Origin of the sequence: Psychrobacter sp. 72-O-c (assembly GCF_904846605.1) — a bacterium.
Classification (GTDB): Bacteria; Pseudomonadota; Gammaproteobacteria; order Pseudomonadales; family Moraxellaceae; genus Psychrobacter.
The window spans coordinates 80,180-103,427 of sequence record NZ_CAJHBI010000010.1; the positions used below are offsets into that span (position 1 = coordinate 80,180).

The window sequence follows — 23,248 nt, forward strand, 5'->3', positions numbered from 1 at the left end:
TAGAAATTTTTCAATAAAAACATTGATGTGTGCAGTGATCGAGGTAAGTTTATTTGCTGGCTGTACGGTCATTCCAGAGGTTGTACAAATTTATCTCAGCCACCCAATCTTATACGCACATTTGAAATAGAGCAGTCATCGCTGTAATCAGTATTTAAAGCATGTTTGCTAGGTTCTGCGCATAGGCTTTAAAGCTAAAATCAGGTAAACTGGCGCGCGTCTTAATAGCAGTTGTAAATTATAGAGATTATAGGTTTTGAAACGCTAGAGCGAAGTCAACAGTTCGAAAATTAAGCAATACATTAAAAAGCTGGCTAGAAATTAAAGGAAAAGGGACGAGAACATGACAATCAATGCGGTGTTACTGGCGGTGGTCATCATGCTGGGGCTGTCACTGGCGCGGGTACACGTGGTGCTTAGCTTGCTTATTGGAGCGCTGGCAGGTGGACTGATAGCTGGCTTAGGTGTGACAGATACCTTAGCGGCGTTTCAGGAAGGTATCCGAAATGGCGCACAAATTGCGCTGTCTTATGCGTTGCTCGGTGCCTTTGCGGTGGCGATTGCTCATTCAGGGTTGCCACAATCGTTGGCAGGCGCGGTTATCAAGCGTATTGATGCCGGTGGCACGAGCGGTATGATTAAGTATACGTTGTTTGCTGGTCTGGTGATGATGAGCTGCTTTAGCCAAAACTTAATCCCCATTCATATTGCCTTTATTCCGTTATTAGTACCGCCGCTATTATTGGCGTTTAACCGAATGCAAATTGACAGACGTCTGATTGCCTGTCTGATTACCTTTGGTCTGGTAACCACTTATATGTTTATCCCATATGGGTTTGGTGATATCTATCTCAATCAAATTATGCTCAAAAACGTTGGCGAAGCAGGGATTGATGTCACTAATATTTCAGTCACCAAAGCGATGGCTATTCCGGCATTGGGAATGTTCGTGGGTCTGCTGACCGCAGTATTTATCAGTTATCGCAAGCCGCGTCAGTATAAACAGCTGGCAATCGATAAAGAAGCTCGTGATGAGGTGGTAGAAGGCGATTCGCTAAGTAAAACTGCGGCTACTGCGCAAGCACAAAGTAAGTTAAAAACACTGGTGGCAGTAGTGGCCATTGTCACGGCCTTTGTGGTGCAGCTCTATACTGATTCTTTATTACTCGGCTCCATGTTTGGTTTTGGGGTCTTTATGGCGACGGGTGTGGTCAAATGGAGTGAGGCGGATACAGTATTTAACGACGGTATCAAGCTGATGGCGATGATTGGCTTCATTATGATAACCGCGCAGGGCTTCGCTGAGGTGATGAAAGCGACCGAACAGATTCAGCCCTTGGTTGATGGTGCGACAACGTTATTTGGAGGCAATAAGGCGATGGCAGCATTCATTATGCTACTGCTTGGCCTAATCGTGACCATGGGCATTGGCTCATCGTTCTCTACCATTCCTATCTTGGCGGCGATTTACGTGCCGCTATGTCTTTCTTTGGGCTTTTCGCCATTAGCAACAGTCGCAATTATCGGCACGGCTGGCGCACTAGGGGATGCCGGTTCTCCAGCTTCAGATTCGACCCTTGGCCCAACTTCTGGCCTGAATGTTGATGGACAGCATGATCATATCAAGGACAGCGTGGTACCAACCTTTATCCATTACAATATTCCGTTATTGGCGTTTGGTTGGATTGCGGCTATGGTATTGTAATAAAAATGATTTTACCTTGTTCATAATGGTCATTTACTGTTGTCCTTCTTAAATAAAGCTATAAGAAAAAGTATCTTATTAAATAACTTAGATTAACACACCAAGTGCAACGCTAAATGATGCTTAAAAGAACTGGATTACGTTGCGTAGGGTGTGCTGTGCGCACCAAGAACAGAATTATGACTAACCATCGGTGCGCGGGGAGTACCCGACAACTGCTGCTATATTTATCATCGAGTTTTATAAGTAACTTAAATCGATTGGGCAGTTTATGCTAGCAGTTAGGACCATTCATTAGTTATGATTGTCCTCGTTGAAATCCTCTACCTCACTAGATAAGTGGCCTAAAAACTCATCGCTTTGATTAAGTAAGCTCTGCAATTTTTCTGTATTCACAAGACGAGAAAGCTCAGCCTCACTAAAACCTTGCTCCTCAATTTGCGAAGTTTCAAGCTTTTCATTATTACTATTTTCTAAACCTAATAAATGTTGCTCGACGCTATCAGCTATAGAATCTTCTTGAGTCTGTGTTTCAGAACTTTCTGCTAAAGAGTTTTCTACTTTAGGGTTTTCTTTAATAGGCTTAAAGCGTTTATCGTCTGTCATCAAAACCACCTTATTCCACTTGGGGTAATCAGCCCATCAAGCGGGACATCCCACGGCTGTCTTGCAAGCTGATCTACCACTTGAAAATCATAACACCAGCCTATCTTTAATGGTTTTTTATAGCCGGATTGATAGCTCTTGGCAAGGGTAGTGTCGTAAAAGCCGCCGCCCATGCCCATACGATTGCCATTGTTATCGACCGCCGTTAATGGACAAATAATCACGTCCAATTCGCGCGCCCATAATAGCCTACGATGGTGGTTTTGCTTCATGCCTAAATTATGAATTCGTGTCGGTATATTTAATAACTTTGCATGATAAATCGGTACAAAACGCAGTCGCTTATCATCATGACCTAGTGAGCCAACCACTGGCAGATAAGGCTGATAGCCTAAGCGTTTACACCAATCTAGCAGCTGCTGAGTAGGCAGCTCACCAAAGCCATCATAATATAAGCCAACCCGTGCATTTGCTGGCAAGCGCTGCTGTAGCTTAGTCAAATGCAGACTTGCATCACGTGCTCGCTGCTGACGTTCGTTATCGGTCAGCTCTCGACGCTGGCGGGTAAATTGCCGTCTGGGCGGATTACTGATTACGGTGCTGGCGGTAGTGTTCACTGTATCGTTTATCGAAGCTTCAATTATTGCATCTGTTATTGTACTTGGGTCGTCAGATAAGCCAGATAGTATCGGGTCAGATTGTTGTTGGCTGGTGTTCTTAGACATCAGTTACCCTCACGGACGTTGAGAAATTTGTGATAAGTCATGCTATCATAATGCATAATGATACCTTATATCCTATTTTACTTTATGTGCAACGGGTGTTGCACTTTTCACGGATCAGCTATTTAACAACAAACCATCAAAGAGGGTAGTTATGTCGACACAGAATCAGGCAACTCGTACCGAAAAAGACACTATGGGCAACGTGGAAGTCCCAGTTGATGCTTATTGGGGCGCACAAACTCAGCGCAGTCGCGAAAACTTTAAGATTGGTGGTGAGACCTTACCACGCCCAATGATTGAAGCGATGGCGATGGTCAAAAAAGCCGCTGCTATTACCAATGCTGGCCTAGAGCGTTTAGATGCTGACAAGCGTGATTTAATCGTGCAAGCCGCTGATGAAGTGATTAATGGCGGTTTGACCGATCAATTCCCACTCGTGGTGTGGCAGACTGGCTCTGGTACTCAGTCAAACATGAACATGAACGAAGTGTTGGCCAATCGTGCTAATGAGATTGCTGGTTCTGAACGTGGTAGCTATCAACCCATTCACCCGAATGATCATGTCAACCAAGCACAATCGACCAATGACAGCTTCCCAACCGCGATTCGTGTGGCTGCTGCTCGTCAAATCAATGGTTTACTTATTCCAGCAATCAATGCTTTACGCGATACTTTGGATAAAAAAGCCAAAGAATTTGATAGCATCGTCAAAATCGGTCGTACGCATTTGCAAGATGCCACACCTTTGACATTGGGCCAAGAGTTCAGCGGTTATGTGAGCCAACTTGACCACTCGCTAGTGCGTATTGATAACGCCCTACAAGGCTTATATGAATTGCCATTGGGTGGTACTGCGGTTGGTACTGGCCTCAACGCGCATCCTGATTATGCGGTAAAATCGGCTGAGCAATTAGCAACGTTGACCGATCTGCCATTTGTCACCTCACCAAATAAATTTGAAGCACTAGCGGCTCGTGATGCTGAAGTATTTGCCTCAGGTGCGCTTAAGACTCTAGCGGGTAGCCTCAATAAAATCGCCAATGACGTACGCTGGTTATCATCAGGTCCACGCTGCGGTATCGGCGAGATTACCATCCCAGAAAATGAGCCAGGTTCATCAATCATGCCGGGCAAAGTCAACCCAACCCAGTCAGAAGCCATGACGATGGTTGTCGCGCAAGTAATGGGTAATGACACCACTATTAATATGGCAGGCGCGTCGGGTAACTTTGAGCTGAACGTCTTCAAACCTGTGATCGCTTATAACTTATTGCAGTCTATTAAGCTGTTGGGTGATGCGTGCAATAGCTTCAATGAAAACTGTGCTGCCGGCATTGAGCCAGTTAAAGAAAAAATTGACTATTACTTGCATAACTCTTTGATGTTGGTCACCGCATTGAACCGTCACGTCGGTTATGAGAATGCGGCTAAAATTGCTAAGACGGCTTATAAGGAAGACAAAACCCTTAAGCAAGTTGCGGTTGAGTTGGAACTTCTGACTGAAGCACAGTTTGATGAATGGGTAACGCCAGCTGATATGGTGCATCCTTCTTAAGTAACAGAATCAGTTGTTCCAGTTAAATAAAAAGACCTTGTCACGATTATCGCAACAAGGTCTTTTTTTACATCAAATATCTAAAAAACCCTAGAACTTATACAACAACCCAAGCGTAGTCGCGGATTCAGTTCTTGAATCAACCATAGGGCTATCATACTGCTCATTTGATAAATAACTCAGGCTTTGATTGGCAAATCCTGCCCATTTATCACTAAAGTCATAGTTGGCACTAATATTGATATATGGATTCAAGCTTGAATTGGATGAGTAAGCTTCAACGCCCGTTTTCGCTGATTCTTTATCACTTACCCCATAATAGTATTCATTGTAGTCCGCGTCATGATACTCAAAGCCTATGCTTGGATAGACCGTTAGCTTGTTTTTAGTGATTCTAGCAATGTATGATAAACGGCCAGTATTGCCACCACTACGATCTAAGATATCGGTTGCGAATTGAGCTCGAAAACCACCGACAGGTGTGCGACGCTGATAAGTCAGACCCGCCGCTGCTGAGATTTTACGCTCATCAAGACCGGCAAGTGCGCCATTGGCATCGTCAGGGTCGAACGAATTACCAGCGAGTTGGACCGAGGCGGACAGCTCATTGGTGCCATCATTAAACAGATAGACACCAGCTTGAGCACCACGCGCATAGAATCTATTATTGTCATAAAACACACCAGGCAATACGCGTATTTCGTTGTCGTCCGTATCATAAGCGGTATTGGCGACTAAAACATTTAAGCCGACACTTAACTCAGCGTCTTGATCAGCGGGTAGGTTCTTAAAAAGTGCGGCGCTAGCGATGCCAGAAGTACTAAATAAAGCAGCACCGATCAAGCCCAACAGTAATGTACGGCTATTGATAATAGGTGTGGCTGATAAATTAGACATAGTCAAATCTCATAGTTAGATAGAGGGGAGGCTTGTGGTGTGGGTCAAAGTTATTTAGTGGCTGCCAGTACTTGTAATATTTGGTTGTGAATATCCAACCACCACCAAACAAAGGCGATAGTTATTAATAGCATCATTATCGGCGGTAATAATTGCCAAATGATGGCAGGCTTGATGGTAGTGGGCGTTGTGCCTTTAGCATCGTTTTTTACATCGATATAAGCAGCATTGACGTCTGTATTTATAGTAGAGTTTACAGGGATATCGCTATCGTTATCAGCATAAATATCGCTACTGCTAGGGTAATTGACGTAATGGGTTTGATAAGTTGGCACAGACGCTTTTAGTGCTATCATGCGCTGCCGATAAGCGATTCCGATAGATAGTGCAATCACCAAGCCAGTAAGTGCGCCGCCAATATGTCCAGCATTATCAATCCCCGGTACAGCAAAGCCATATACTAAGTTAATACCCATAATAAATATCAGGCTTCTAAGGTTTAGCATCATGCCATTGACAGACATTTTAAAGAAGGTCGCTATCAATAACGCTGCACCGATTCCCATAATACCACCGGACGCGCCGGCAGATATCCCCGGTTGTGCGGTCTCGTCTAGAATATCTTGCCAAGTGACGTAACTATTAAGCAAGTTACCGCCGATTGCGGCTAATAAAAATAGCACCAGAAATTTAGCCGAACCGAACATCGGCTCTGCAATCTGACCAAAGAAGTACATGGCAAAGCCATTGAATAGTAAATGCATCAAGCCAATATGCAAAAACGCACTGCTTATTAGCCGCCAAGGCTCATCTACCATGGTGTAGGGCAGCGCATTAGCGCCCCAGCCCAGTAGTGCTTCCGTTGACGGATTATTGGCATCAACGCCGGACAACACTTGTACGATATACAGTCCAATAAAGCTAATTAATAATAAAGTAGTGACAGGCGCGGTTTTAAATAGTTGCTGGATAGTCATAAATCCGGATATCAGTTAATAATAGTATGTTTAGAGTATAAAGGGTATGACCATCATAAATAAAGCGACTATAAGGAAAGCGACTACAAATAAAGCTACCAGCGCATTGGTGCCAAATAAGGTAGAGCCGACTTGAGCTGCTCATAAGTGCCATTAACTAAAATATCATCGGTTACTGATTGAATAGTAGTATGACCACAAAAGGCCATTGATAGGTCACACTCTTTATAGATGATCTCAAGCGCACGGCGCACGCCATCTTCCCCATAAGCACCAAGACCATAAAGAAAGGCGCGACCGATAAGGGTGCCTTTTGCCCCTAATGATATTGCTTTTAAGACATCTTGGCCGGAGCGGATACCACTGTCTAACCACACTTCGATATTGCTATTTTCCGCGTGAACCGCCTGAATGATATCAGTCAGCGCAGCAATGGAGGAGGGCGCACCATCTAATTGACGGCCACCGTGGTTGGAGACCACTAGCGCATCGGCGCCGCTACGAGCAGCCATTATCGCATCTTCGGGTTCCATAATCCCTTTGATAATGAGCTTACCGCCCCACATGTCTTTGATACGCGCCACATCGTCCCAGCTTAAGCGAGGGTCGAACTGCTCTTCCGTCCAAGCGGTTAATGAAGACAGATCATCGACACCTTTGGCGTGACCAACGATATTACCAAAGCTATGCCGTTTGGTACCCAGCATATTCATACACCATTGTGGCTTAGTCATTAGGTTGACGATATTGGCAAAAGTCGGTCTAGGAGGTGCTGATAGGCCATTTTTGATATCTTTATGGCGTTGACCCAATACCTGAAGATCGGCGGTCAATATTAATGCAGAGCAATTGGCCTCTTTGGCACGACGAATTAAATTGGCGACATACTCTTGATCACGCATCACATAGAGTTGAAACCAAAACGGCTTGCTGGTATGAGTGGCGACATCCTCGATAGAGCAAATGCTCATGGTGGATAACGAAAAAGGAACCCCGAACTTCTCTGCTGCTCGAGCGGCATGAATTTCGCCATCGGCCCACATCATACCGGTAAAGCCAGTCGGTGCAATCGCAACTGGCATTTTTACAGTCTCACCGATCATTTCCGTCTCAAGACTACGGTTGTCCATGTCTACCATGACCCGTTGACGTAGCTTAATGCGGTCAAAATCAGTTTCGTTATTACGGTAGGTGGTTTCGGTCCATGAGCCTGAGTCCACATAGTCATAAAACATGCGCGGTATCTTGCGCTGCGCCACTTGGCGGAGGTCTTCAATATTGGTGATTTTACTCAAATCTTTCATGGTTGTCTCATTATTAGGTCTTTCAATAAGGGGTCAGTAAGTGCTCATTTGTATGTCAGCTGCTGTAAATCCATTACCGAAAAGGGATAGTTCAAACGCTCAGAAGGTGTCAGTATTACCGGAATAGTCGTGGCAAATTCCATCATTAGCGGCTCATCAAATTCTGCGATATCGACATCTTGATAAGTGATCGGTTGAACCGCTTGAAAGCGTGCTAGAAGATTTTCGGCCTCAGTACATAAATGGCATCCGGACGTGCCTAACAACCACCACTCATCTCGATATTCAGGGGTATCAAGACTGGGTAGCGCTGTGGTAATTCGTGCCCGTAGCTGTTCTATATTGTCATGACTATTTGCGCTTATACTCATACCTGGACTCTTAATTCAATATTTTAATGATGCTTGAGCGTTTCTATATGATAAAGAAACCGTGCAAATAATGACAGTGCCAGTGACAGAGATAGTGAGATTGGGTAAGATAGCCTACGGTTTATCATTACTTAAACGATTACCCAATCGATTTTATTGTTTTTATTACTATTCTTAACCATTCGGATATCGCACGCATGACAAGTTTTGGCAAAATTATCAAACGACTGTTTTTGGCAGTAATGCTATTGGTTGTGGCTTTTCATGTGCTGGTCGCAGGGTTACTGGTTATTTGGAAGACTCAGCCGATTAATAACAGCATGTTTATGCTGACTCATCGGCTCACTGGGGGCAGCGTGACTCAAACATGGGCTGAGTATGATGCGATTGCCAAATCTGCCAAGCAAGCCGCTATTGTCAGTGAAGACTCGACGTTTAGCCAACATAACGGCTTTGATATAAAGGGCATCAAGGCGGCGCAAAAGAAGAACGAAGCCACTGGTAAAATGTCAGCAGGCGGCTCGACCATCACTCAGCAATTGGCCAAAAATTTATTTTTAACCTCGCACCGCTCTTATACACGTAAAGGTGAGGAGGCAATTATCACTATCATGATAGAAACCATATGGGACAAGCAGCGTATCTTAACTGCTTATTTGAATGTGGCAGAGTTTGGTAATGGTATCTATGGGATTGACGCCGCTGCCCACCATTATTTTGATAAATCTGCCGCCGATCTTAATCGTGACGAATCAGCGTTATTAATTGGTATGCTGACCAATCCAAAATACTATGAAGACAACCGCAGTGACAGAAGCCTGCGTAATAAACAACGCATTATTAAAAAGCGCATGAAAAACGCGGTATTGCCACAAAGTGCTTAGATTTTTAATTTTCAGAGTCAAAATGTAATATAAATAAAGTAGTATGAGTAAGGTACTGTCAGCAAAATAATAACATCAAAACCATTACTATACACATTTGTAGCATGGCCAAGTGGTGGTAATATGGAGAATATTCATCAATAATAGTAATGAATAACAAGAAGGGAGCAAGGGCATGGCAGGCGTGAATAATAAAAGTATTAGTTCCAGCAACAACAATAAAGAGAGCGCTGCTAAAAGCAATAACATTGAGGAATCTGATAATCTTACCCAGATTGGCTGGCAGCGCTCAGAAGATGGCAGTTATTCTCCAAATAGTTATATTAATCGCGACTTGTCCTTATTACAGTTTCATCTGCGCGTATTAGCGCAAGCGGCCAGTCCGCATCACCCTTTACTTGAGCGCTTATTCTTTTTGATGATTTTTTCATCAAATTTGGATGAGTTTTTTGAAATTCGGGTTGCGGGCATCATGCAAAAGCTAAACATCGGTAATATATCAACCAGTGCTCACGGTATGCGGCCCAGTGAAATTCTGAACGAAATATCAGCAGTAACTCATGATGCTATTGATGAGCAATATCGTATACTTAACGAAGACATCCTACCGGCCCTAGCTGAGCAGGACATTCGTTATCTAAAGCGCGATGAGCTTAATGCCGAACAGTCGGCATGGATGAAACGCTACTTTACCGAGCAAGTCTCGCCGGTATTAACCCCAATTAGCATTGATCCGGCACACCCGTTCCCGCGTCTGGTGAACAAGAGCCTAAACTTTATTGCTACTTTAGAAGGCAAAGATGCCTTTGGTCGTGATATCAATCTCGCTATTGTCCCTGCGCCGCGTAGTCTACCGCGTGTGATTCGTCTGCCTGATGAGCTGACTGGTGGTAAGGAGCATCATATTATGTTGTCAGCTGTTATTCATGAGCATATTGGGGAGCTGTTCCCTGGAGTGAATGTTACTGGCTGTCATCAATTTAGGCTCACGCGCAATGCTGATTTAGACTTGGCAGATGATGTTGAGGATATTGCCAAGGCGCTTGAAGGTGAGCTTGAAAACCGCCGATTTGGTGATAAGGTACGCCTTGAGGTTACCACCGAATGTCCTACTAATATCAGTAATTATTTACTCAACGAGTTTGAGCTACATGACAATCAGCTGTACCGAGTCAATGGGCCGGTGAACTTAACGCGGCTGCTGTTTGATTTTAATATTCCAGAGCTGCGCTATCAGGCCTTTACTCACATCGTGCCCAAGCCCTTTCGCCGTGACTTTGATAAGCTGGATAAAACCATTAGTATGTTTGCCGCTATACGTAAAGGCGATGTCTTGGTTCATCATCCTTTTCATGCTTTTTCACCGATTGTTAATCTGCTATGGCAAGCTGCCAACGATCCAAAAGTGTTGGCGATTAAGCAAACGCTATATCGCTCAGGGACCAATTCGGAGATTGTCCAAGCGCTGGCCGCTGCTGCTCGTAATGGCAAAGAAGTTACTGCCGTCATTGAACTGCGTGCGCGTTTTGATGAGGCTTCAAATATTGCAGTGGCTAATTATCTACAAGAAGCAGGCGCAGTGGTGGTTTATGGTATTGTCGGTTATAAAACTCACGCCAAGCTCATGCTCATCGTGCGCCGTGAGGACGACCGAATCCGTCGCTACGTGCACCTAGGTACTGGTAACTATCATGCGGCCAATGCCAAGGTTTATACTGACTACGGGCTATTCAGCGCCGATCCTGATATCTCTGAAGACGTTCATAAGATTTTTCACGAGCTTACGGGTATGGGCAAACCAGCCAACCTCAAAAAATTATTGCATGCGCCCTTTACCTTGCATGATAAATTAATGAGCTTTATTGATGATGAGATTGCTCACGCGAAAGCGGGCAAGGACGCGTATATCATTGTCAAAATCAATGCTCTGACAGAACGTCGTCTGATCGATAAGCTATACGATGCCTCGCAAGCAGGTGTTAAGATTGAGCTAATTTTACGCTCTATGTGCTGTCTGCGTCCGCAAGTGCAAGGTTTATCTGAGAACATTACCGTGCGCTCAGTTATCGGGCGGTTTTTAGAGCATACCCGCATTTATTATTTTTATAATAACGGCGATCAACGTCTGTACTGTGGTAGTGCCGACTGGATGGACCGTAACTTGTTTCACCGTGTTGAAGTCGCCTTTCCGATTGAAGATAAAAAGCTATTCGAGCAAATCTATCAAGACGGATTATTAAATTATCTACAAGATAATGTCCAGGCTTGGTTACTTAGTGGTGATGGCCGCTGGCAGCAAACAAAGCCGGCAGCAGGTGAACCATTACATATCGCACAAGACCACTTATTAAAAGTTATCAATCACGTCGGCGAGCCAGTTTAGTTAAGCTATTTACTACAGTTGCTCAATAGTGCTGCTTAAATTAGCTACTCAAATTAGCTAACGGCTCTTATTGTTTGTTAAACCAAGTGTGGGAATTTACCTGCATTTGGTTTTTTGCTTTTACGACTGAGCAAAAAAGTTACAAACTGTCTAGCAACCTCACATATATTCACATATTGATACGGCAGTACACTGGTGGAGTACCAGATACCTTGCTTATAATTAATGCCAGTCTTGTAGAGCGATAAAGAGTAGCAATGATGAAATCCAATTTTATTAACTACTAATTCAACTTACGTGACTATCAACTCAACAACTAATTATAACCGCTTAAATTTTAGTCTATAAATGCGAGGGACACGAGATGACCATCCAAGATACTACTCATAAAGGGCCGAACAACGAAGAAGTAGTGCCTGTTAAAGACAGAACAGCCTTAAAACCTGAAAATACAGAAGACAGCTATGAAGGGCGCAAGCACGATCCAGAAATAGACGGTCCGCAGCAAGACTCACAGGAAACAGATGAAATCTATTCTGACCCTCGTAAGGAAGAGGACTTACCAGCAGGCGGCAAAAACGTCGGCGACTTAAATGCTCTTGATTTAAGCCAAAAAAGCAATGAAATCTAAAAGCAGTCAGATCCAAAAGCAGCCATTAGAAAGGCTATCTGCAAGCTGGCTTTCAACGGTAAAGTAAAATCAAATATTTAGTTTTCGACGACAACTGTTCAAGACTTTTAAAGAATTTTTTCTAAAGATCCTACAACTTTCAAGAGCAACCTATTTCGAGGATAATATAATGGAAACTAAAGATCCTGCATTAACAAAAACGCCCGCTACGGCTAGTGATGAGACTGCTGGTAATATCACCACTGATCCAGTAGCGTCAAATGAGCAATCAGCAGCGAAGCATAATGACAGCTTTCACGATAGTGACGATGAGATAGAAGAAAATACTACAGTAAACAAAGGCACCGACACTTTTCAAGAGTCCATAGTAGGTTCAGAGCATGTCAACGAGGGAGATAACGAGGCTCGACAGCCAGATCGTCGGGACCAAAAAGGTAATCCGTTTGATGAAGGCATTAACGAAAATACGGTTAATAGTGAAGCACCAAAAAGCGAAGGTATTACTGACATGAATCGTTATGCGAGTGTCGATAACGCGCAAACCCGTATTTTAAACTCTGATGAAAAAGATTAAGTTTGGATTTGAATATTATTTAAAAGCCAAACATAAAAAATGAATCCAGATATATGACTAAAACGATCTAATAGACATCATGATAAGGGAATGTTATGAATACGCCAAAAGATGTTAATAGCATTGACGAAGACGACCAAGAGGGCAACGACAACAATTATAAGTTAAAAGACGCTGATGATAACGAAGGTATCGTGCCTGACGATGCGTTACAGAAAGTTAATCCAGCCGCGGCTGAACGAACAACTGCTGATCATGATCCGCATAATGTTGCAAAGGGCCATAAACAATATGATAGTAGCTTAACTGAAGGTAACAAATAACGTCAGGTAAGGTAATTATCAGATAATTGGTACAATAAAACAGATTAGCATTAGAAGACAGCAATGCCACAGGCACTGCTGTTTTTACGTATTCCACACAGTCACTTTATTAAACAGTCACTTTATTAAGTAGTTTAGCCAACAGGTACGCCGCTATGAAAGCGCAGATCGTGGTCTGGACTATCAATCAGTTCAGCTTCTACTTCTCTAAATAGTGCCACGCGCTCATCGATATTGTCATCTGATAATGACTGAGCCAATGCTAGATAATCTTCAAAATGGCGACTTTCTGACTTTAGAAGATAACGATAGTATTTAGCCAGTCGCTCATCGTCAATGACTTCTGCCAGCGCCGCAAAGCGTTCACAAGATCGCGCCTCAATAAACGCCCCAATAATTAATACATCTACCATCGCTGCAGGTTCATAAGTGCGCTTGTGCTTCAGCATGCCTTTAGCATATCGACCCGCGCTAAGGTATTCCCAGTCTTGCCCACGCTCATTCATAATGCCTAGCACTTGCTCATAATGTAGCATCTCTTCGCGTATCAGCTGGGCTAACTTACATTGCAGATCATAAGAAAACTCATAACGAAAGATTAGATTCATCGCTGTGCCTGCCGCCTTCTTTTCGCAGTTGGCATGATCTTGAATGATTAATGGAAGATTGCTAAGCGCCGCATCAACCCAAGCTTGTGTGGTTCGACCGCCCAAAAATTCATAAATAGGCGATAGATCGACTTTTAACGGCGTGCGCAGCTGCGCAATATCGACACTGTCTCTTTCGCTGCTCCCTACAGTAGTTATATCAGACTTTCTGTCAGTATCTATATTTTGGTTGGCTGCTGTGGGAGGAGTCCTACTAACGTAATTACTGGTAGTCATCATAGTTTAGTCTTTGTTGAAATAAGGGTAGTGGTGGGTCAGAGGTACGTACTGTCGTTATGATACCGATAACAATAACCATATTAGCAAGACTGCGATCGGTAGATACCGGTTTGTTATTAGATATTGTCACCATCGTAGTAAAAGCAATAGAAAAAATTGGCTACCATAGATAACAGTTAAGCATAAATCTGTTTCGTAATGATTACTTACAGTTTATAGTTACTCGTAGGTCATTTATTCATAGGTGTCCTATTATACCTTTAGAGGCAGATGGGCTGTAGGCTATCACGGGTATAAAAGTACGCTATTTATTTCATGAATGGCATTTTATTGTTTATTTCATTCTTTGATAGTAGGATGAGATTTGCTTTTGTAGCGTTTTATCTTACTATTGTTATCTTATCATTAGTAGTTGCTGACGAGGGTAGCGAATAGTAGATAAGGTCTGCTCCCAAAGATAATGAGTGGATAATAACTGAATGTCACAATGAGATTGAAGTGACTTTCACGAGCACCATTCTTCATACAAGGCATTTTTTATCACTACAATCATGTCTTGAGATAATGAAACCGCCAAATATGACAGCCATCAGTATTTTAAATGCAAGCGCTATCAAGCTAGTGTGTTACTGATATCAGCATGCTTTTAGTGGCGTTCATTATCAGTTGCTACTAGTAGCACATAATTAACTGATAGTAATTTATAAGCCTACCAGTTATAGCGTTTCCATCAAGTAGCAGCAGGGCAGTTGTCAAATTTGCTTAGCATCTCATTCAAATTTGGACTGAATGTCATGCATTAAGCCAGTATTAATGTAAGCTGTTAATGACATAAACCAAAACCAATAAATTTTACGAATATATAAGGACACCACTATGAGCCAGTCTTCTCACGTTAATCGTATCCAAAAAGGAATTCTTGCAATCGACGAGCAGCTTTATAACTTTATTGAAAATGAAGTGCTGTCTAAAGTTGGTGTTGATTCAGACAGTTATTGGTCGGGTTTTGAAAAAGTTATTAAAGCATTTACGCCGCGCAATAAGGCACTACTAACTACCCGTGATGAGATGCAAGCCAAGATTGATCAGTGGCATTTGGACCATCCTGCCAAAGACGGCACGATTGATTACCCTAAATACAAAACGTTCTTACAAGATATTGGCTATCTGTTACCAGAAGGCGATGACTTTACAGTAACCACAGACAATGTCGACGACGAGATTGCTCATATCGCAGGACCGCAATTGGTAGTTCCGGTACGTAACGCCCGCTATGCGCTAAATGCGACTAACGCGCGCTGGGGCAGCTTATACGATGCGTTGTATGGTACTGATGTTATCAGTGATGATAAGGGTCAAGAAGCCAAAGGCGGTTATAATCCTAAGCGCGGCGCCGCTGTTGTGGCCTATGCTAAAAAATTCTTGGATGAGCATTTTGCGTTGGCTTCAGGCTCATATAACGATGTGACTGGTTTCAATGTGGTAGACGGTAAGCTTGAGCTCGCACAAGGCACTAGCAGCACCCAGCTACAAGATTCCACTAAATTCGTAGGCTATGTTGGCGATGCTGATAGTCCTTCTGGTATTTTGCTTAAAAATAATAAGTTGCACGCTGAGATTCAGATCGATAGTAACAACCCGATTGGTAAAGACGATCCTGCCTCTATCAAAGATGTCCTGCTTGAGTCAGCGATTACTGCCATTCAAGATTGTGAAGACTCAATCGCTGCGGTTGATGCCGAAGAGAAGGTCGAAGTCTATCGCAATTGGCTAGGCCTTATGAATGGCGATTTACAAGAGACATTTGAGAAAGGTGGCAAAACCCGCACGCGTAAACAAAACCCAGACCGTGAATACACCACGCCAGATGGCGGTACGCTTACTCTACCCGGACGCGCGCTACTGTTAATCCGTAACGTGGGTCACTTGATGCAAAACCCTGCCATCTTAGTAGATATCGGTGACGGACAAGAAGAGATCTTTGAAGGGATTATGGACAGTTTAATTACCCCACTCTTGACCCTAAACGACATCAAAGGTAAGAACGAGCTATCGAACTCACGCAAAGGCTCAATGTATATCGTTAAGCCAAAAATGCATGGCCCTGATGAAGTTAAATTTGCTAATGATTTATTTGCGGCATCTGAAGATGTGCTTAGCCTGCCGCGTAACACGCTAAAAATTGGCATTATGGACGAGGAGCGCCGCATGACGGTCAACCTCAAAGAAGCCATTCGTCAAGCCAAAGAGCGGGTCATCTTTATCAATACCGGCTTTTTAGATCGTACGGGTGATGAGATGCATACCAGCATGAATGCCGGACCCTTTGTCCGTAAAGGTGAGATGAAGTCGCAAGCATGGCAGCCTGCTTATGAGCAATGGAATGTTGATATTGGTCTAGAGACTGGTCTGCAAGGTCGTGCTCAGATTGGTAAAGGCATGTGGGCAAAACCTGATGAAATGAAAGAGATGATGGACACTAAAGCCGCCCATCCAAAATCTGGTGCTAGTACAGCTTGGGTTCCCTCACCAACAGGGGCTACCTTACACAGTATGCACTACCATCAAGTGAGCGTGTCTGACGTTCAAGACCGCCTAAAATCGCGTGACCGTGCAAGCCTAGATGACATCCTCACTATTCCATTGGCAAAAGAGACCAATTGGACAGCTGAGGAAAAACAGCAAGAGCTTGAGAACAATGCTCAAGGTATCTTAGGTTACGTGGTACGCTGGGTGAATCAAGGCGTCGGCTGCTCAAAAGTGCCAGATATCAATGATGTCGGTCTTATGGAAGATCGTGCGACCTTACGTATTTCAAGCCAACATATCACCAACTGGTTACATCACGCTGTTGTCAGCGAGCAGCAAGTGACAGATACAATGCAGCGCATGGCCAAAGTCGTCGACGAGCAGAACGCTGATGATCCTGATTATCAGCCTATGGCTACTGACTTAGCGAACTCATACGCATTCAAAGCAGCTTGTGATCTGATCTTTAAGGGTCGTACTCAACCTAGCGGTTATACTGAGCCACTATTACATCAAGCACGCCTCGATTTAAAAGCCAGTGCTTAGATTGTTCTGATTATGACTCGATTATGCTACGGATACAGTACTGGTAATTAGACTCTATTCATAGACATAGTTACGAACGAGGGTCAGTTGATTACTAGTTGATCGTTGGATAATTTAGTAACATAAATTATCCAAAATAAGTAGTCTCCATAGTTCTACTAATCAGCTTTATAAGTAACACCACTGCCTGCTCTAGCGGATAGTGGTGTTTTTTTGTGCCCGTATATTCATAACTCTTTGATACTGACTGTAATTTATTCTGCATGATATTTTTAATGGGCGTGATTATGAAAGTTTGAAAAACATGTTGCAAATTATGTCAAAGTTGTTATGCTTGTAGCTGAAGTATGAGTTTGGTAACGGATGTTACACAATAGAGCGCTAAAGACCTGAGTTTACATAATAGTTACCTTATCGATCCCAATTATGTAAGCCATAGTTTTTCTCCTCTTACGGTAATAGAACTTCGCCACACTTGTTTCTGACTAATCTCGGTAGCCAGTTACACATTATATCTTTGAGGATTTGTGACGATACCATTATGGGCACCAGCTAATCATAGCTAGCTCATTACTAAAATTGTAAAGTGGAGATACCCCCATGAAAAAATTACTTTTAGCTACAGCAATCGCTGCTTTATCAGTATCTGCTGCCAACGCAGCACCAATGGTTTATGGTAAAGCATTCGTTACTACTGACTATGTCAACGCTGACCTAGATGTTCAAGCTATGGACGCCCCTTTTGAAAGAGTTGATAATGAGAGTGATTCGTTACAAGTTAACTCAAATATTTCACGTTTAGGCTTCAAAGGTTCTGAAGCGATGACAGCGAATACTGATGTGATTTATCAATTAGAGTATGGCATCCGTATCGATGGCACCGATGATAACGTTGGTTTTAAAAGCCGTGATACTTATCTTGGTCTAGACAACAAAGACTTAGGTCAGTTCCGCTTCGGTCGTAACTATTCAGTTTCTGATTATATTAACAACGTAACCGTTACTGAAGGGTTTTGGGACAATCTTGGCGCCAGCTCTCTTAACGGCGGCACCATTGCTGAAGCTTTGACTCTGACTGATGGTGGCCGTGTTAATAATTCTATCGTATGGCAAGCGCCTAAATATAATAACCTACCATTAGAGCTAGCCCTACAGTATGGTGCTGACGAGAGCTTCAGCGATGACCGTGATAATGGTTATGGTGCTTCGTTGATGTATAACCCAGGCAACGGCTTTACTGCTGGTATCGCTATGGACAAAGACATGAGTATCGCTGGTGATATCGTCCGTGGTAGCGCAACTGTTGATTTGAGCAAATATGTTGCTTATCCTGTAACATTAGGTGCGCTATATCAAGAAGCTGATTATGACGGAGCTGGCACGGAAGACGGTTTAGTCGTAAGTGCTAAGATGGGTTTGAGCAATTTTGCTAAGCCAGCTGCTGTTTATCTTCAGTACAATGCAACTGACAGCTTAAGTGGCTTAAATGGTAATGATTCGGATCAAATCGTCTTAGGTGGCGAATATATGTTCAAGAAGAACCTCATGGCTCATGCTTATGCTGGTTACAACTCTGCTGACTTAGATAACAATACTTTCGTTGTTAGAGGTGAAGAGGTTGACGATAGCCTTGTATCAGTTCGCGCACGTGGCGATGCTAGCGTATTGGCTATCGGTGCTGGTATAGAATACTTGTTCTAGTATCAATCTAGTACCAGCTATTATATAGCTAGTATGCTAAAAGACTCATCCTTCGGGGTGAGTCTTTTTTGTTGCGTGGTAAAAAAACGAAAATCCAAACTGAAACGGTCGTTATGTTGATAGTTACGGTCATGTAAGTTTTGGATTTTTTCATCTTACGGTAATATAAATTTGCTATATTCATGTCTGACCGAGCCCAGTAACACGTTACACATTATATCTTTGAGGATTTGTAACGATACTATTATGAGCACCAGCTAATCTTGGCTAAATCATTACTGACATTGTGAAGTGGAGATATCCCATGAAAAAACTATTTTTAGCCTCAGCAATCGCGGCTTTATCAGTATCTACAGTTCAAGCAGCACCGACTGTCTATGGTAAAGCATTCGTTACCGCCAACTATGTCGACGCTGAACTCGATCGCCAGTCTATGGACTTACCCAATGACACTATCAATGTCAACGAAGATAACAGTTCAGTACAAGTCAGCTCACACTCTTCACGCTTAGGTTTTAAAGGGTCTGAAGCAATAACAGCCAATACTGATGTCATTTATCAATTAGAGTATGGCATTAAGATTGATGACAGTGGTAGCAGCAACATCGGTTTTAAAAGCCGTGATACCTATCTGGGTCTAAAGAATAAAGACTACGGCGAATTTCGTTTCGGTCGCAACTATTCAGTGACTGATTATATAAATAACGTAAGCGTCAATGCGGGTTATTGGGATAATATTGGCTCTAGTAGTCTTGATGGCGATAACAACGACACGCTCAGTGAGGCTTTAACCCTGACCGATGGTGGACGTGTTAACAATTCCATCGTATGGATTGCGCCTAAATACAACGATTTACCATTAGAGCTTGCGCTACAGTACAGTGCTGACGAAAGCTTTGTATCTGACAGCAATGATCGTGACAGTGGCTTTGGTGCATCTTTGATGTTTGATCAAGGTACTGGCTTCACTGCTGGTGTGGCTTATGACAAAGATATGAGTACTAGCGGTGAAATTCTCCGTGGTAGCGCTAGTGTCGATCTATCCAAGTATGTTGCTTATCCTGTCACTTTAGGTGCTCTGTATCAACAAGTAGACTTCGATTCTAGTGATGATGAAGAGAAAGGTTTAGTAGTAAGTGCTGAGATGGGTCTCACTAACTTTGCTAAGCCAGCTTCTATTTATCTGCAGTATGACAATACGAAGAACTTAGGTGGTCTTGATGGTAATGATTCAGATCAAGTGGTATTAGGTGGAAAATATATGTTTAAGAAGAACATTATTGCCCATGCCTATATTGGTAATAACTCAGCAGATTTAGAAAATGGTCTGTTAGTTGTGAGAGACAATGATGACGATACTACTGAATTAGTTCGCGCACGTGGTGATGCTAGTGTCTTGGCTATCGGTGGCGGTCTAGAATACAAATTCTAAATCAATACCCTGTATAGACAGTATGCTAAAAGACTCATCCTTCGGGGTGAGTCTTTTTTGTTATAAAATATTTAAAACAATTAATTTGTCATCATAAGAAAACACTAAAAACAAAGAGTTTCAGAGAGTTTGTGCTTTTGCCCTATATTTTGTGACGTATTTTTAGTAAAATCCTTCTTTACCAATTACCGACAGAGTACTATGACCAAGTTTATATTTGTGACCGGTGGGGTAGTGTCCTCACTAGGAAAAGGTATTACCGCAGCCTCTCTTGCTGCGATCCTTGAAGCGCGCGGTGTGAACGTGACCATGACCAAGATGGATCCGTATATTAACGTCGATCCAGGCACTATGAGTCCGTTTCAACATGGTGAAGTTTTCGTCACCGAAGATGGCGCGGAGACCGATCTGGATTTGGGCTATTACGAGCGCTTTTTGCGCCACTCAAAAATGAGTAAGAGTAATAACTTTACCAGTGGTCGCATTTATCAGAATGTCCTTAATAAAGAGCGCCGCGGTGAGTACCTTGGTGGTACGGTACAGGTTATTCCGCACATTACCGATGAGATTAAGAGCAAAATTATAGCCAGTGGTGAAGGTTATGATATCGCCATTATCGAGATTGGCGGTACGGTTGGTGATATCGAGTCGTTACCCTTTATGGAAGCGGTACGCCAAATGCAGGTAGAGCTAGGTCGTAACAATGCCATGCTCATGCATTTAACACTGGTTCCCTATATTGCCAGTGCTGGTGAAACCAAAACTAAGCCTACCCAGCATTCGGTTAAAGAGCTGCGTTCTATTGGTCTGCAACCTGATATCCTGATTTGCCGCTCTGAACATCATATCTCACTTGATAATCGCCGTAAAATTTCGCTATTCACCAACGTAGAAGAGCGTGCAGTCATCATGTGTGAAGATGCTCAAAGCATCTATCAAATACCGCGCACCCTTTATGAGCAAGACCTTGATGATCTGGTTTGTGAACGTTTTGGGCTGGATTTACCTGAGGCGGATTTGAGTGATTGGGATAAAGTGGTTGAAGCACAGCTCAATCCCGAGTCGACCGTAACGGTCGCAATGGTAGGTAAATACGTTGAGCTACCTGATGCTTATAAGTCTATCAATGAAGCGTTGCTACATGCAGGTATCACTCATAAAGCGGCGGTCAAGATTGATTATATTGATGCTGAGCTCTTAGAAAGTGATGATGCTTTATTTGCGCAACTGAATGATGCCGATGCTATCTTAGTACCAGGTGGCTTCGGTGAGCGCGGGACGATGGGCAAAATAAAAGCCATTACTTATGCCCGCGAAAACAAAGTTCCCTATTTAGGCATCTGCCTGGGTATGCAGCTGGCAGTGATTGAATACGCTCGTAATGTACTCAATATCGATGCCAACTCTTCTGAATTTGATCGTAAGACTGCTGAACCTATCATTGGCCTGATTACCGAATGGTTGGATGAGCGCGGCGAGCTACAAATTCGCAGCGATGACTCAGACCTTGGCGGTACCATGCGTTTAGGCGCGCAGCAAGCAGAGCTGGTCTCTGGGAGTAAACTTAGCCAAATATATGGTGCCAGCACCATCACTGAGCGCCATCGCCATCGTTATGAGATGAATAACCGCTATATCGAGCCTTTAGAGCAAGCAGGAATGGTTGTATCAGGCTATTCTGCCAAGCAGCATTTGGTGGAGTCGGTTGAGCTTGCAGATCATCCTTGGTTTATCGCGGTACAGTTCCATCCTGAGTTCACCAGCTCACCACGTGGCGGTCATCCGCTGTTTAATAGCTTCGTAAAAGCCGCGAAAACTTATAGTGAAAAGAAATAGATAGAAAATGAAAAGAAGTAGCTAGAATAAATAGCTGTTTGAGCTTCTACACTGTTTGACGTGAAAAAAAAGACTAATCTACGGATTGGTCTTTTTTTATATCTGGCTTTTGGATACAGATTTTATCTCTGGCTTTTGAATAGAGCTTCTGTAAATAAAGGATCTTGTTTCCGTGCAGATTGTTATTGAACGTAGCTAATTGCATTCGTGCACTTTTTTTAGTCACACTATCAGTTACAATATGGTTAACATAATTGATAACAATAAACAGGATGCCTATTCATCATGGACAACTTATTAACCGCACAATCGCATATTCAGCTCGATAGTAATAATGGCAACACTATAAACATCGGTAATGACCAGCCATTTGTATTGTTTGGTGGTATGAACGTTTTAGAATCCAAAGAGATGGCGTTCGAAATCGCTGAGCAATATATCGATATCTGTCAGCGTTTGGGTATTGGTTATGTCTTTAAGGCCAGCTTTGATAAAGCCAATCGCTCAAGCTTGCACTCATTTCGTGGGCCTGGTTTAGAAAAAGGTGTTGACTGGCTAGGGCAAATCAAAGAGAAGTATCAAGTACCGATTATCACTGACGTTCATGAGCCGTATCAAGCTGCGCCAGTGGCAGAAGTTGCTGATGTTATTCAGTTGCCGGCGTTCTTATCAAGACAGAGCGATTTGGTAGAAGCTATGGCCAAGACTGGCGCGATTATTAATATTAAAAAAGCCCAGTTCTTAGCGCCGCATGAAATGCGTCATATCGTTAATAAATGTCTTGAAGCCGGTAATGATAAGCTGATCTTATGCGAGCGTGGTAGCGCCTTTGGTTACAATAATTTGGTCGTTGATATGCTCGGCTTTGACACTATGAAGCAGATGAATGTGCCTGTATTCTTTGATGTGACCCATAGCTTGCAGCAACCAGGAGGGCGTAGTGATAGCGCTGGCGGACGCCGTGAACAGATTGCTACTCTAGCGCGCGCTGGTATGGCAACTGGCTTGGCAGGTCTGTTTTTAGAGGCGCATCCCAATCCTGAGATCGCAAAATGCGATGGCCCTTGTGCGCTACGCATGAGTCAATTAGAGCCGTTTTTGCAGCAGCTAAAACAGATTGATGATGTGGTCAAAGGTTTTGATGCTTTAGATACTCAATAGCCCTTTATTAATAAGTCAGTAAAGCCTATTGTATTTATCAAGCAGTCAACAATAATAATAGGATAGGACTATGGCGATTAAGTTTGCAAAAGTGATACCAAACCCATAATATATAGTATAATTCAGCTATGACTATACCAACATATACCCTAAAAGATCATGACTTTGGCAAACTCTCGAAGACCGAGAGTAACCCCAGAGCTCGCCAACGTCTCCTTATT

The 23,248-nt window shown here is 43.1% G+C and carries 19 protein-coding genes; 12 read left to right on the plus strand and 7 right to left on the minus strand.

Features of this window, described 5'->3' with window-relative positions; all coding sequences use genetic code 11:
- The first annotated feature begins 343 nt into the window (after positions 1-343).
- Positions 344-1,705: a Na+/H+ antiporter family protein gene (locus JMX97_RS05320; protein ID WP_201555980.1), complete on the plus strand. Its 1,362-nt coding sequence runs from the start codon at positions 344-346 to the stop codon at positions 1,703-1,705.
- Positions 1,706-1,999: 294 nt separating this feature from the next.
- Here JMX97_RS05320 and JMX97_RS05325 read toward each other — a convergent pair whose 3' ends face one another.
- Positions 2,000-2,311: a hypothetical protein gene (locus JMX97_RS05325; RefSeq protein WP_227671463.1), complete on the minus strand. Its 312-nt coding sequence runs from the start codon at positions 2,309-2,311 to the stop codon at positions 2,000-2,002.
- Positions 2,311-3,036 carry a 5-formyltetrahydrofolate cyclo-ligase gene (locus JMX97_RS05330; protein WP_201555981.1) on the minus strand — a complete coding sequence of 242 codons (726 nt, stop codon included), beginning with the start codon at positions 3,034-3,036 and terminating at the stop codon, positions 2,311-2,313. Before JMX97_RS05330 ends, JMX97_RS05325 begins: the two co-directional genes overlap by 1 nt.
- Before the next feature lie 151 nt (positions 3,037-3,187).
- Between JMX97_RS05330 and fumC the strand changes: the two genes are divergently transcribed.
- On the plus strand, positions 3,188-4,591 hold the full coding sequence (fumC, locus tag JMX97_RS05335; RefSeq protein WP_201555982.1) for a class II fumarate hydratase: 1,404 nt from the start codon (positions 3,188-3,190) through the stop codon (positions 4,589-4,591).
- Positions 4,592-4,681: 90 nt separating this feature from the next.
- Here fumC and JMX97_RS05340 read toward each other — a convergent pair whose 3' ends face one another.
- The 4 genes from JMX97_RS05340 to JMX97_RS05355 all read right to left on the minus strand — a co-directional run bounded on the left by JMX97_RS05340 (position 4,682) and on the right by JMX97_RS05355 (position 8,140).
- Positions 4,682-5,488: a MipA/OmpV family protein gene (locus tag JMX97_RS05340; RefSeq protein ID WP_201555983.1), complete on the minus strand. Its 807-nt coding sequence runs from the start codon at positions 5,486-5,488 to the stop codon at positions 4,682-4,684.
- Positions 5,489-5,538: 50 nt separating this feature from the next.
- Positions 5,539-6,465 carry a rhomboid family intramembrane serine protease gene (locus JMX97_RS05345; protein ID WP_201555984.1) on the minus strand — a complete coding sequence of 309 codons (927 nt, stop codon included), beginning with the start codon at positions 6,463-6,465 and terminating at the stop codon, positions 5,539-5,541.
- Between the two features lie 95 nt (positions 6,466-6,560).
- The gene (locus JMX97_RS05350; RefSeq protein ID WP_201555985.1) at positions 6,561-7,769 is read right to left on the minus strand and encodes an L-lactate dehydrogenase; all 1,209 of its coding nucleotides are present in this window, start codon (positions 7,767-7,769) and stop codon (positions 6,561-6,563) included.
- Between the two features lie 44 nt (positions 7,770-7,813).
- Complete coding sequence (locus tag JMX97_RS05355) at positions 7,814-8,140, minus strand: glutaredoxin family protein (RefSeq protein WP_201555986.1); 327 nt, start codon at positions 8,138-8,140, stop codon at positions 7,814-7,816.
- A 197-nt stretch (positions 8,141-8,337) separates the two neighbouring features.
- Between JMX97_RS05355 and mtgA the strand changes: the two genes are divergently transcribed.
- The 5 genes from mtgA to JMX97_RS05380 all read left to right on the plus strand — a co-directional run bounded on the left by mtgA (position 8,338) and on the right by JMX97_RS05380 (position 12,935).
- Positions 8,338-9,024: a monofunctional biosynthetic peptidoglycan transglycosylase gene (gene mtgA, locus JMX97_RS05360; protein WP_201555987.1), complete on the plus strand. Its 687-nt coding sequence runs from the start codon at positions 8,338-8,340 to the stop codon at positions 9,022-9,024.
- Positions 9,025-9,199: 175 nt separating this feature from the next.
- Positions 9,200-11,407: a polyphosphate kinase 1 gene (gene ppk1 / locus JMX97_RS05365; RefSeq protein ID WP_201555997.1), complete on the plus strand. Its 2,208-nt coding sequence runs from the start codon at positions 9,200-9,202 to the stop codon at positions 11,405-11,407.
- Between the two features lie 364 nt (positions 11,408-11,771).
- Positions 11,772-12,038: a hypothetical protein gene (locus tag JMX97_RS05370; RefSeq protein WP_201555999.1), complete on the plus strand. Its 267-nt coding sequence runs from the start codon at positions 11,772-11,774 to the stop codon at positions 12,036-12,038.
- 169 nt (positions 12,039-12,207) lie between these two features.
- Complete coding sequence (locus tag JMX97_RS05375) at positions 12,208-12,612, plus strand: hypothetical protein (protein ID WP_201556001.1); 405 nt, start codon at positions 12,208-12,210, stop codon at positions 12,610-12,612.
- A gap of 95 nt (positions 12,613-12,707) precedes the next feature.
- A complete protein-coding gene (locus tag JMX97_RS05380) occupies positions 12,708-12,935 on the plus strand; it encodes a hypothetical protein (RefSeq protein ID WP_201556003.1) in 228 nt (75 codons plus the stop codon).
- Between the two features lie 134 nt (positions 12,936-13,069).
- On the opposite strand, the gene JMX97_RS05385 is transcribed toward JMX97_RS05380, so the two are convergent.
- The gene (locus JMX97_RS05385; RefSeq protein WP_413786393.1) at positions 13,070-13,822 is read right to left on the minus strand and encodes a tRNA-(ms[2]io[6]A)-hydroxylase; all 753 of its coding nucleotides are present in this window, start codon (positions 13,820-13,822) and stop codon (positions 13,070-13,072) included.
- An 876-nt stretch (positions 13,823-14,698) separates the two neighbouring features.
- Between JMX97_RS05385 and JMX97_RS05390 the strand changes: the two genes are divergently transcribed.
- From JMX97_RS05390 to kdsA, 5 genes are all read left to right on the plus strand, one after another.
- The gene (locus tag JMX97_RS05390; protein WP_201556005.1) at positions 14,699-16,897 is read left to right on the plus strand and encodes a malate synthase G; all 2,199 of its coding nucleotides are present in this window, start codon (positions 14,699-14,701) and stop codon (positions 16,895-16,897) included.
- A gap of 600 nt (positions 16,898-17,497) precedes the next feature.
- On the plus strand, positions 17,498-18,598 hold the full coding sequence (locus tag JMX97_RS05395; protein WP_201556007.1) for a porin: 1,101 nt from the start codon (positions 17,498-17,500) through the stop codon (positions 18,596-18,598).
- A 304-nt stretch (positions 18,599-18,902) separates the two neighbouring features.
- Positions 18,903-20,030: a porin gene (locus JMX97_RS05400; protein ID WP_201556009.1), complete on the plus strand. Its 1,128-nt coding sequence runs from the start codon at positions 18,903-18,905 to the stop codon at positions 20,028-20,030.
- A gap of 201 nt (positions 20,031-20,231) precedes the next feature.
- Positions 20,232-21,866 carry a CTP synthase gene (locus tag JMX97_RS05405; protein ID WP_201556017.1) on the plus strand — a complete coding sequence of 545 codons (1,635 nt, stop codon included), beginning with the start codon at positions 20,232-20,234 and terminating at the stop codon, positions 21,864-21,866.
- A 285-nt stretch (positions 21,867-22,151) separates the two neighbouring features.
- Entirely contained in the window at positions 22,152-23,027 is an 876-nt protein-coding gene (gene kdsA, locus JMX97_RS05410; protein ID WP_201556019.1) for a 3-deoxy-8-phosphooctulonate synthase, read from the plus strand.
- The last annotated feature ends 221 nt before the right edge of the window (positions 23,028-23,248 follow it).

Excerpts from the sequence above, each read along its gene's own strand:
- JMX97_RS05320 (WP_201555980.1), top strand. The coding sequence starts at position 344 with ATGACAATCAATGCGGTGTTACTGGCGGTGGTCATCATGCTGGGGCTG.
- JMX97_RS05325 (WP_227671463.1), bottom strand. The coding sequence starts at position 2,311 with ATGACAGACGATAAACGCTTTAAGCCTATTAAAGAAAACCCTAAAGTA.
- JMX97_RS05330 (WP_201555981.1), bottom strand. The coding sequence starts at position 3,036 with ATGTCTAAGAACACCAGCCAACAACAATCTGACCCGATACTATCTGGC.
- fumC (WP_201555982.1), top strand. The coding sequence starts at position 3,188 with ATGTCGACACAGAATCAGGCAACTCGTACCGAAAAAGACACTATGGGC.
- JMX97_RS05340 (WP_201555983.1), bottom strand. The coding sequence starts at position 5,488 with ATGTCTAATTTATCAGCCACACCTATTATCAATAGCCGTACATTACTG.
- JMX97_RS05345 (WP_201555984.1), bottom strand. The coding sequence starts at position 6,465 with ATGACTATCCAGCAACTATTTAAAACCGCGCCTGTCACTACTTTATTA.
- JMX97_RS05350 (WP_201555985.1), bottom strand. The coding sequence starts at position 7,769 with ATGAAAGATTTGAGTAAAATCACCAATATTGAAGACCTCCGCCAAGTG.
- JMX97_RS05355 (WP_201555986.1), bottom strand. The coding sequence starts at position 8,140 with ATGAGTATAAGCGCAAATAGTCATGACAATATAGAACAGCTACGGGCA.
- mtgA (WP_201555987.1), top strand. The coding sequence starts at position 8,338 with ATGACAAGTTTTGGCAAAATTATCAAACGACTGTTTTTGGCAGTAATG.
- ppk1 (WP_201555997.1), top strand. The coding sequence starts at position 9,200 with ATGGCAGGCGTGAATAATAAAAGTATTAGTTCCAGCAACAACAATAAA.
- JMX97_RS05370 (WP_201555999.1), top strand. The coding sequence starts at position 11,772 with ATGACCATCCAAGATACTACTCATAAAGGGCCGAACAACGAAGAAGTA.
- JMX97_RS05375 (WP_201556001.1), top strand. The coding sequence starts at position 12,208 with ATGGAAACTAAAGATCCTGCATTAACAAAAACGCCCGCTACGGCTAGT.
- JMX97_RS05380 (WP_201556003.1), top strand. The coding sequence starts at position 12,708 with ATGAATACGCCAAAAGATGTTAATAGCATTGACGAAGACGACCAAGAG.
- JMX97_RS05385 (WP_413786393.1), bottom strand. The coding sequence starts at position 13,822 with ATGATGACTACCAGTAATTACGTTAGTAGGACTCCTCCCACAGCAGCC.
- JMX97_RS05390 (WP_201556005.1), top strand. The coding sequence starts at position 14,699 with ATGAGCCAGTCTTCTCACGTTAATCGTATCCAAAAAGGAATTCTTGCA.
- JMX97_RS05395 (WP_201556007.1), top strand. The coding sequence starts at position 17,498 with ATGAAAAAATTACTTTTAGCTACAGCAATCGCTGCTTTATCAGTATCT.
- JMX97_RS05400 (WP_201556009.1), top strand. The coding sequence starts at position 18,903 with ATGAAAAAACTATTTTTAGCCTCAGCAATCGCGGCTTTATCAGTATCT.
- JMX97_RS05405 (WP_201556017.1), top strand. The coding sequence starts at position 20,232 with ATGACCAAGTTTATATTTGTGACCGGTGGGGTAGTGTCCTCACTAGGA.
- kdsA (WP_201556019.1), top strand. The coding sequence starts at position 22,152 with ATGGACAACTTATTAACCGCACAATCGCATATTCAGCTCGATAGTAAT.